General features: G+C 69.3%; 9 protein-coding genes and 1 pseudogene. 7 read left to right on the forward strand and 3 right to left on the reverse strand.

Annotation, left to right across the window (positions count from 1 at the left end; translation table 11 throughout):
- The 4 genes and pseudogenes from AB0C69_RS32310 to AB0C69_RS32325 all read left to right on the forward strand — a co-directional run.
- Positions 1-284, forward strand: a pseudogene (locus AB0C69_RS32310) (elongation factor Ts); the annotation flags it as partial.
- Between the two features lie 57 nt (positions 285-341).
- Complete coding sequence (gene pyrH, locus AB0C69_RS32315; protein ID WP_345175021.1) at positions 342-1,121, forward strand: UMP kinase; 780 nt, start codon at positions 342-344, stop codon at positions 1,119-1,121.
- A 74-nt stretch (positions 1,122-1,195) separates the two neighbouring features.
- A complete protein-coding gene (frr, locus tag AB0C69_RS32320; protein ID WP_345175023.1) occupies positions 1,196-1,753 on the forward strand; it encodes a ribosome recycling factor in 558 nt (185 codons plus the stop codon).
- A 221-nt stretch (positions 1,754-1,974) separates the two neighbouring features.
- Positions 1,975-2,748: a phosphatidate cytidylyltransferase gene (locus AB0C69_RS32325; protein ID WP_360358754.1), complete on the forward strand. Its 774-nt coding sequence runs from the start codon at positions 1,975-1,977 to the stop codon at positions 2,746-2,748.
- 58 nt (positions 2,749-2,806) lie between these two features.
- Here the strand turns inward: AB0C69_RS32325 and AB0C69_RS32330 are convergent, their stop codons facing one another.
- Entirely contained in the window at positions 2,807-3,952 is a 1,146-nt protein-coding gene (locus AB0C69_RS32330) for a suppressor of fused domain protein (RefSeq protein WP_360358755.1), read from the reverse strand.
- Positions 3,953-4,065: 113 nt separating this feature from the next.
- Here AB0C69_RS32330 and rlmN point away from each other — a divergent pair, with 113 nt between their 5' ends.
- The 3 genes from rlmN (at position 4,066) to AB0C69_RS32345 (ending at position 6,670) form a co-directional block, all read left to right on the forward strand.
- Positions 4,066-5,211: a 23S rRNA (adenine(2503)-C(2))-methyltransferase RlmN gene (rlmN, locus tag AB0C69_RS32335; protein WP_360358756.1), complete on the forward strand. Its 1,146-nt coding sequence runs from the start codon at positions 4,066-4,068 to the stop codon at positions 5,209-5,211.
- Positions 5,212-5,302: 91 nt separating this feature from the next.
- A complete protein-coding gene (locus AB0C69_RS32340; RefSeq protein ID WP_360358757.1) occupies positions 5,303-5,782 on the forward strand; it encodes a DivIVA domain-containing protein in 480 nt (159 codons plus the stop codon).
- 63 nt (positions 5,783-5,845) lie between these two features.
- On the forward strand, positions 5,846-6,670 hold the full coding sequence (locus AB0C69_RS32345) for a YwqG family protein (protein ID WP_360358758.1): 825 nt from the start codon (positions 5,846-5,848) through the stop codon (positions 6,668-6,670).
- A gap of 817 nt (positions 6,671-7,487) precedes the next feature.
- On the opposite strand, the gene AB0C69_RS32350 is transcribed toward AB0C69_RS32345, so the two are convergent.
- Together AB0C69_RS32350 and AB0C69_RS32355 are read right to left on the reverse strand one after the other, a co-directional pair.
- Positions 7,488-8,123: a hypothetical protein gene (locus AB0C69_RS32350; protein ID WP_360358759.1), complete on the reverse strand. Its 636-nt coding sequence runs from the start codon at positions 8,121-8,123 to the stop codon at positions 7,488-7,490.
- Between the two features lie 50 nt (positions 8,124-8,173).
- Positions 8,174-8,890, reverse strand: coding sequence for an ATP-binding cassette domain-containing protein (locus tag AB0C69_RS32355; RefSeq protein ID WP_360358760.1), 717 nt, complete (start codon positions 8,888-8,890; stop codon positions 8,174-8,176).
- Between the last annotated feature and the right edge of the window lie 165 nt (positions 8,891-9,055).

Raw genomic sequence — 9,055 nt, forward strand, 5'->3', positions numbered from 1 at the left:
AGCAGATCGCGGCGATGGCTCCGAAGTACCTCACCCGCGAGGAGATCCCCGCCGAGGCGATCGAGAAGGAGCGGGCGCTCGCCGAGCAGCTCACCCGCGACGAGGGCAAGCCCGAGCAGGCGATCCCGAAGATCGTCGAGGGCCGGGTGAACGCCTACTTCCGCGACTTCGTGCTCGTGGAGCAGGCGTTCGTGAAGGACAACAAGAAGACGATCGCGAAGGTCCTCGACGAGGCCGGCGTGAAGGTCGTCCGCTTCGCCCGGTTCAAGGTCGGGCAGGCTTAAGGGCACTCTGGAGACGAGTACCCGAGACATAGCGAACGCAACGAGGAGGCCGCCGACGTGCCGGACAAGACGACCAGTAGCGCGACGGCGGCCTCGTCGTCCGGCCAGCACGCGCCGCGCGCGGGCTGGAAGAGGGTGCTCCTGAAGCTCTCGGGCGAGGCCTTCGCCGGACGTGACCCGCTCGGCATCGACCCGGAGGTCGTCCAGCACGTCGCCGAAGCGATCGCCGAAGCCGTCCGGGACGGCGTGCAGGTGGCGGTCGTGTGCGGCGGCGGGAACATGTTCCGCGGCGCCGTCATGGCGGAGCGCGGCATGGACCGCGGACGCGCCGACTACATGGGGATGATCGGCACCGTCATCAACTGCCTGGCCCTGCAGGACTTCCTGGAGAAGCTCGGGCTCGACACGCGGGTGCAGACCGCCATCACCATGAGCCAGGTGGCCGAGCCCTACATCCCGCGCCGCGCCATGCGGCACCTGGAGAAGGGCCGCGTGGTCATCTTCGGCGCCGGGCTCGGTCAGCCGTTCTTCTCGACGGACACCACCGCCGCCCAGCGCGCGCTGGAGATCGGTGCGGAGGCGGTCCTGAAGGCCACGCAAGTGGACGGTGTCTACGATGCCGATCCCCGAAAGAATCCAGACGCGGTCAAGTTCGACCGTTTGGAATACGGTGAAGTTCTACAGCGGAGCCTGAAGGTCATGGACGCCACGGCCATCAGCCTCTGCATGGACAACGCGCTCCCCATCGTGGTCTTCGACCTCATGGGGCAGGGCAACATCGTCCGGGCCGTCCGGGGTGAGAAGATCGGCACGCTGGTCAGCCCGGCGGAGGGCTGACCGCAGCCCACGGCCGCGCCGGACGCGGCGCGGAACCGCAGGATCAGGGCCGACCAGATGACACGGGAGTCACAGTGATCGACGAGACCCTCCTCGAAGCCGAGGAGAAGATGGAGAAGGCGGTCGCGGTCGCCAAGGAGGACTTCCAGGCCATCCGCACGGGCCGGGTCACCCCCGCGATGTTCAACAAGATCACGGCCGAGTACTACGGGACGCCGACGCCGATCAACCAGCTCGCGTCCTTCACGCTCCCCGAGCCGCGGATGGTCGTCGTCCAGGTCTTCGACAAGTCGTCCATGCAGGCGGTGGAGAGGGCCATTCGCGACAGCGACCTCGGTGTGAACCCCACCAACGACGGCAACGTCATCCGGGTCGTCTTCCCGGACCTGTCGGAAGAGCGCCGCAAGGAGTTCATCAAGGTCGCCGGCACCAAGGCGGAGGAGAGCCGGGTCTCCATCCGCAACATCCGGCGCCGCGCGAAGGACGCTCTCGACAAGCTCGCCAAGGACGGCGAGGTCGGCGAGGACGACGTCAGGCGTGCCGAGAAGGATCTCGACGACACGACGCACCGCTACGTGGCGCAGATCGACGAGCTCCTTGAGCACAAGAAGGCCGAACTGCTCGAAGTTTGATGAGACTTGACGACGCCGGGGAGCCCTCGGGCTCCCCGGACGAGCCGGAGGTCGACATGGCCGGCCCACCCCCCGGAGAAGCACTGGCCTCGCCCCCTGGGCAGGGGCGGGACGGCTCCGGCGACCCCCCGTCTTCCGATGGCCCCTCGCCTTCCGGTGGCGCGACGCCCGCTGGGAAGCCCGAGAGCAAGACGGGGCGAAACCTCCCGCTCGCCATAGGCGTGGGCGTCGCGCTCGGCGCTCTCGTGCTGCTCTCGCTGTACACGATCAAGGAGATCTTCCTTGGCGTGATGGTCGTGTTCCTGTTCCTCGGTATGCGGGAACTGACCGAGGCTTTCAAGAGCCGTGACATCCGTGTCCCGTTCATCCCTGTCGCGACGGGAATGGTCGGAACGCCGGTCGTCGCCTACGTGTGGGGCTCCACCGCCACCATCGCCGCGGTCTCGCTGACGGTCCTCGCGCTGCTGATGACGCGCATGACCGAGGGCGCCTCCGGATACGTGCGGGACGTCACCGCCGGATCGCTCGTGGCCGGCTACCTGGTGCTGATGGGCGGGATCGTCGCGCTGCTGATGCGTCCCGACGACGGCGACCACCGCATCGTCATCTTCATCGCCACGACCGTCGCCAGCGACATCGGCGGGTATTTCGCCGGGTCCTTCCTGGGCCGGCACAAGCTCGCGCCCACGATCAGCCCGAAGAAGACCTGGGAGGGCGTCACCGGATCCGCCGTCACCTGCATGATCGTGGGTGGGTGGCTGGTGTGGTGGCTTCTGGACGGCGGTCACATCTGGCAGGGCGTGATCATCGGACTCGCCGCCGTGGTCACCGCGACCGCAGGCGACCTCGTCGAATCGATGATCAAGCGGGATCTCGGGATCAAGGACATGGGAACGCTCCTGCCCGGCCACGGGGGAGTGATGGACCGCCTCGACTCCCTCGTCGCGACGGCCCCCGTCGTCTGGCTGCTGCTGGAACTGTTCGTCCCCAGCTAGGACGTCCTGGGGGCGTTCCGCGGCGCGACTGCGGACCGCCCCTGAGAGACAGGCCGCCTTAGGAGACGACCCAGGAACGGCCCTGCTGGGCCAGACGCCGGATGAGCGCGTCCGACCCCTCGCTCTTGGCGAACCGGTGCTCCTCGCCCGTGATGGGCACGAGCCACAGCCATCGGACGGCGTCGCCGGCGAGCGTCAGTCCGGTCATGCCAGGCGCCTCAGGTCCCGCGAGACGGTTCGGGTCGTCCAGGAGAAGCACGCCCTCCCAGGACGACTCGCCGTTGCCGAGGGGGAACGTGCGGGCCTCGTGGTACCACTTGACGACGTCCCCAGGCGCGAACCACGTCACCGACCGCCACGGGTACTGCGCCAGCCACGGGAAGATGCTGCCTGACCGCTGACTGGGCAGCGTGCTGGCGACGGCCAGTTCTATGCGTCCGTATGGGGCGACGTCGTCCTCGTACAGTTCGACCGTAGGCATCCGCTGGCGGCTCATCCCGACCGTGCTCAGAACGGTGAACTGCCGGTCGCCTCTTGCGGGACGCTCCGAGACCCCTACCGTCGGGGCCATACTCGGCCTGCCGCCCGCCAACTGGCGTCCGACATCGTGCCAGTAGTGGCCACTGGGACCTAGCCTCTGCAGGAGGTGACCGAGGATCGACTGCTGGAACTCCGCCCAGGAGCCGTCTGCGCGGCATCTCTTCCAGTGCTCGCGTGCTTGCTCGACGCGCGGCCCGAAGTCCTCGATCCCTTCGTCCAGAGGGAAGGCGAACGGGCTCTGCAGCGTGGCGTCGCGGGCGTAGCCGGGAATGCCGCGCCCCATGTCAGACCAGCCGGGGATCACCAGCAGCAGGTCGCCCCCCTCAAGCAGGGCCACGCCGTCGCCCTCCTCGAACCAGACGACCTCCAGCGCTTCAGTGTCCAGCGCCGGGCGTCCTGCGGGGTGGCGCACGTGGGACTCCGGCAGGAGGGGCGCGCGACCCGCGTCGAGCCGCGACCGGTCCAGTTCCCGTGGGGCCTCGCGGTGGTTCGCGACCCAGACCGCCCCGACCACCGAGTCACGCGCGTCCTTCAGGTAGGCGGCGGTGACCTCGCCGTCGGTCTCCACGGTGAGTCGCCGGCTGCCGTACGGGCTGGCCGCCGCGTGGACGACCGTGGCCGCTGACCCCCGGGGCGAGGCGGCGCCCCTGCGCAAAACCGACATGATCGAGACCTTAGTCGCAGACAAGGCCGTGTGCAGGAATGTCGCTGTTCAGGTATGGGCGGACGGCCAGGACGGACGATGCACGCACAGGTGTTTGCGACACTGGAAGGACCATGTCTACCACCCAGCCCTCCGCGACCGGTGCCGCGCCCAAGAAGACCCCGGCGAAGCTCGTCTTCGCCGCACCGAGGCGCGGCAAGCCGCCGAGGCATCTCGCCGACCTCACCACGGCCGAGCGTCGCGAGGCCGTCGCCGCACTGGGGGAGAAGCCGTTCCGCGCCGACCAGCTGTCGCGCCACTACTTCGCGCGCCTTGTCGACGATCCCGCCAAGATGACGGACCTGCCGGCCACTATCCGGGATCGGCTGGTGTCCGAACTGCTGCCTTCGCTGCTGACCCCGGTACGCGAACTGGACTGCGACGGCGGAACGACACTGAAGACCGTCTGGAAGGCCTTCGACGGCGTCCTGTTCGAGTCGGTTCTTATGCGGTATCCCGACCGGGCGACGATGTGCGTCTCGTCCCAGGCGGGCTGCGGGATGAATTGCCCCTTCTGCGCGACCGGTCAGGCAGGGCTCACCCGCAACCTTTCCACGGCCGAGATTGTCGAGCAGGTCGCCGCGGGCGCGCGCGCACTCGCCCGTGGGCGCGTCCCAGGGGGCCCCGGCCGCGTCTCCAACATCGTCTTCATGGGCATGGGCGAGCCCCTGGCCAACTACAAGGCCGTGATAGGCGCGGTCAAGCGCATCACCGATCCGGCGCCCGCCGGGCTGGGCATCTCCCAGCGTTCGGTCACGGTCTCCACGGTCGGGCTCGTACCGGCTATCGAGAAGCTCGCCGCCGAGGACATGTCGGTCAGGCTGGCCGTGTCCCTGCACGCGCCCGACGACGAGCTGCGCGACGACCTCGTGCCCATCAACAACCGGTGGAAGGTCTCCGAGGTGCTGGACGCCGCCTGGGCCTACGCCGAGCGCAGCGGTCGCCGCGTCTCGATCGAGTACGCCCTCATCAAGGACATCAACGACCAGGCCTGGCGGGCCGATCTTCTCGGAAGGCTCTTGCGCGGCCATCTCGTACACGTCAATCTGATCCCGTTGAACCCAACGCCGGGTTCCAAGTGGACCGCCTCCCGGCCCGAGGACGAGCGCGAGTTCGTCCGGCGCCTGGAGGCCCACGGGGTCCCGGTCACGGTGCGCGACACTCGGGGCAGGGAGATCGACGGGGCCTGCGGGCAGCTGGCCGCGGCGACCAAGGACTGAGCGCGCCGCGGGGCGCGTTCCCGGCGCCGCGCGGAGCGCGCGGACACGGCTGAGGAGCGCGGTGCCGGTGAGGACGGGTACACGGCTGCCGGTGGTCTTGCGAGGCTACGACCGGGACCAGGTCGACGCCCTGCTCAAACGGATCTCGCAAGCGCTGAGCGGCGGACCGCCGGTGCCCGCGGACGAGGTGCGCCAAGCCCGGTTCACCACCGTCCTTCGCGGCTACGACCACCGCGCGGTGGACGAGCTGCTCCGCGAGTGCATCAGGGAACTCCAGGCCCGCGCGCCGATCTCGGAGCGCCCCGGCCGCACCCGCGCCCAGCCGGCCTGGCTGATCAACTGGATCCAGAACGCGCGGTTCTCCGGTGCCGGCCTGCGCCCCGGCTACGACGTGCGGGACGTGGACGCCTTCCTCGAACGCGTGATCGCCGGCCTGCGCGGCATCGCCCCGCCCGTGACCGCCCGGGACGTGCGGGAGAGCGCGTTCCGCACCGTCCGGTTCGGGCCCGGCTACGACGAGCAGGAGGTCGACCGCTTCCTGCTGCAACTCGCGGCCGCCCTCGAACGCTGACGAAGTTATCCACAATTTCGCAGGACGTCGCGCGCCGCGTGAGGGTCGCGCCACGCTACGTGCATGGACCCTTTCGCCGTACAGTACCGACGGCTCCGAGCCCTGTTCGACGCCTTCCTCGCGCCGGAGATCACGGCCATTCTGCTGCCCCTGACCAAGCCCGGGCTTCGCCTCTCCACCCGCGGTGAGGTGCCCGTCCACCTTGGAGGCACCCCGCAGTTGCCGCCGGACGAGCCATGGCCGACCTGGAACGGCCGCCCGCTCGACTTCTTAGGCGCGATCGACTTCGCGGGCCTCGCCGGCCTGCCGAGGGTGCCCGGTCTGCCCGCTTGCCGCGCCGCGTTCTACTACGCGAGCGGGCTCCCTCGTCCGTGGGGCGACGAGCCGAGCCAACGCGACGGCTGGCGCGTCTTCACCGGCACCCTCCGCCCGGCGACCCCGCCATCAGGCGCCCTTTCCTACCCGCAGGTCACGCTAGGCGCCGCCCCGTTCCTCTCCCTGCCTTCTCCTCAGGAGGCGGTCATCCAGCGCTTGGAGATGGTCTACGACGGCATCGTGCCCGTGTACGAACAACTGCACGCCGCGTGGACGCGCCACACCTGCCCGGACGAAGCCCCCGCGCACCAACTGGGCGGCTGGCCGACCCTCGTCCAGCGTCCCATCGGCCCCGACTGCCTGTACGCCTCCACCGGCCGCACCCTGAACTCCCTCACTCCTCCGGCCCTCACACCGGACGAGCAACGCGCGGTCGAGGAATGGCACCTCCTCCTCCAACTCGACTCCGACGACCGCCTCGGCTGGTACTGGGGCGACCCGGGCCGCATCTACTTCTGCAACCGCCACGACACCCCTTTGGAGCAGACATGGCTAACCGTCCAGGCCGCGTAACCCACCCGAAGGCATCCCCCGACCGAACGCCCGCTGGGCCAAATCAGCCCGCACAGCCTCACGCCCTCGGGAACACACCACCCGACGTACGGCGGCCCACACCGTCGCCCCGGTGGCCATCCCGGCCCCTCAACGGTGAGATGCCTGCGAACAGAGACGGCCGTGAGGAGGAAGCGGCGAGGAGCATCCACTCACACGGCCGTCGGCCCACAGTGTCGCCCCGGTGGCCCTCCTGGGCCCTCAACGGTGAGATGCCTGCGGGTCGAGCTGGCCGCGAAGAGGAAGCGGCGAGGAGCGGCAGCTCATACTGGCGGCGGCCTGGGCCCTGCCAACATGCTGTGCGGCAGCCGAAGGCGGACAGAGGCTGTCGCTTACCTCTTCCTGTACGACTACGCCAACCAGATCGGCCGGATCCTTCCGGGGCGCGGCAGGCACATGGCCTTGGTGGCAGCCCCAGCCACAGAGGCTTAGCTCCGTCCGTTCAAAGCCCTGCCGGACGACGCAGGCGCGGTGTGACCTGGTGCTCGCTGGGGTCGCTCTCCATGGCGCCGTCCCCGCGCGGTGCTGTGCGTCCCCGCTTGTTCGTGCTGGAGAACTCCCGTGAGACGAGTGCCCGTGGTCGAGTGCTCACGGGACGCGGCGGCGTGGTGGTCGCCGTGACCGCCGGAACGCTTTACCCCGTCAGCCCAAGCATCGAAGGCCTCTGTGGCAAGGGCCGCGTCAGCGGGCGAAGGCGCGGTGTGAGCTGGTGCTCCACGGGAGCCGCCGCCCCCGCGACACCGCCGCCGAAGGGTGAATGCACCACCGCGGGGAGTGGTCAGGGGGTGCGGTGAGCGGTTACGAAGTAGGCAGTGCCTACGACCGTGGACCAGATGAGGAGGTGGAGGGCGGTGACGGGGAAGTGCGAGACGAAGACGTTCGGGCCGTCGTGAGCTGCGCGCATCCAATCGATCATCGGGATGGAGAGCCAGGAGAGCCGTCCCATGCCCAGGAGGAGGAGAGCGGTCGCGCCGCCGAGAAGCGCCAGCAGTGAGATCCCGGGATCGGGGATGAGGAGGCGACTCGTCCACGCCCCGAGCAGCGTGCCAGGGACGGCCACGAGCAGGTTCAACCCGCAGCCTGCCAAGATCGCCCGTCCCGGCGAGCCCGCCTGAAATGCCTGGATGAGAGGAATGGCCAGTGTCACGACGCCCAGTGAGACGTTCACCCCGTAGGCCGCGAGCAGGCCCGCCCACGTGGGCGCGGACGGGTGGCGGGCCGCGGTGGCGGTCAGAGCGCGCTGCTCATCGGGCTGTGTGTCCAGGAGGGCGCGGGCCGCCCACGCCCACACCGGGAACATGATCGCCGCCACATCCGCGAAAGTCCGCACCGCGAGCTCGCCCGCGTCAGGACCGCTCGGCCCCTGCGCGAGGACCAACGCCACCAGCAGGGCCACGACGATCAGCGGCTGCAAGACGCGCAGCGAGCGGAGGTAACCCGCCACGTGGAATCGGACAAGTGCGATCACTCTTCACGCCTCCGCACCCGGTAGCCGTCGGCCCTCAGCTTCGTCTCCACGGTGTCGGCCTCGTCTCCGGGCACCTCGACCTCCAGGACGGTCCAAGGACTGGTGTCCCCAGGGGCCAGCGGTGTCACGGAGCGGTTGGCGACGTGCAAGCGGTCGACGCCGGGCATCGCCTCGATGCAGCGCTGGTGGTCGCTGACGACGACCGTGGTGCCGCGCGAGGCCAAATCGGAGATCAGTTCGGGGAGGGAATCGCGGGTAGCGGCGTCCAAGCCCGCGAAGGGCTCGTCCAAGATGAGCAGCTTAGGGTCCGCCATAAGCGCCTGCGCGAGCCCGATCTTCTGAGCGCTGCCCTTTGAGAGTTCGGACAGCCGTACATCTAGGAGATGCGCAAAGGCCAGCCGCTCTGCCCAGACGTCACCAGTGCCGGCAGGGACGCGGCGGATGGCCGCCATGTGGCCCAGGTAGGCGCGAACGCTGAACGGCTGGTCGACCGGGAACCGCTCCGGCGCGTACCCCACTCGTGCGGGACGGCCTTCGACGACGCCCGCTCGCGGCCTGCGCAGGCCGGCCATCACTCGCAGCAGCGTGGACTTCCCCGCACCGTTATGCCCGGTCACCTCGGTGACGCTTCCTTTTGGAAGCGTCACGGTGACGTCCCGAAAAACCCAGGGGTCCCGGCGCCGATAACGAAAGGCGACACGCTCCAGCCGCATGGCACCGGAACTGTAGACACCTCTCCGTAAGGACGGCGTTAGCCCCACCCACGCCACTCGCGCCTGAACCTCGCACTGAAGTCACGGGTGTGTGTCAAGCGACCTCATGCGTGCACCAGCAGGCCAGGAAGGCCCAGTCTTCGATAGCGAAGCCCGGCGGCCCCT

Origin of the sequence: Actinomadura sp. NPDC048032 (assembly GCF_040653175.1) — a bacterium.
Taxonomy (GTDB): Bacteria; Actinomycetota; Actinomycetes; order Streptosporangiales; family Streptosporangiaceae; genus Spirillospora; species Spirillospora verrucosospora.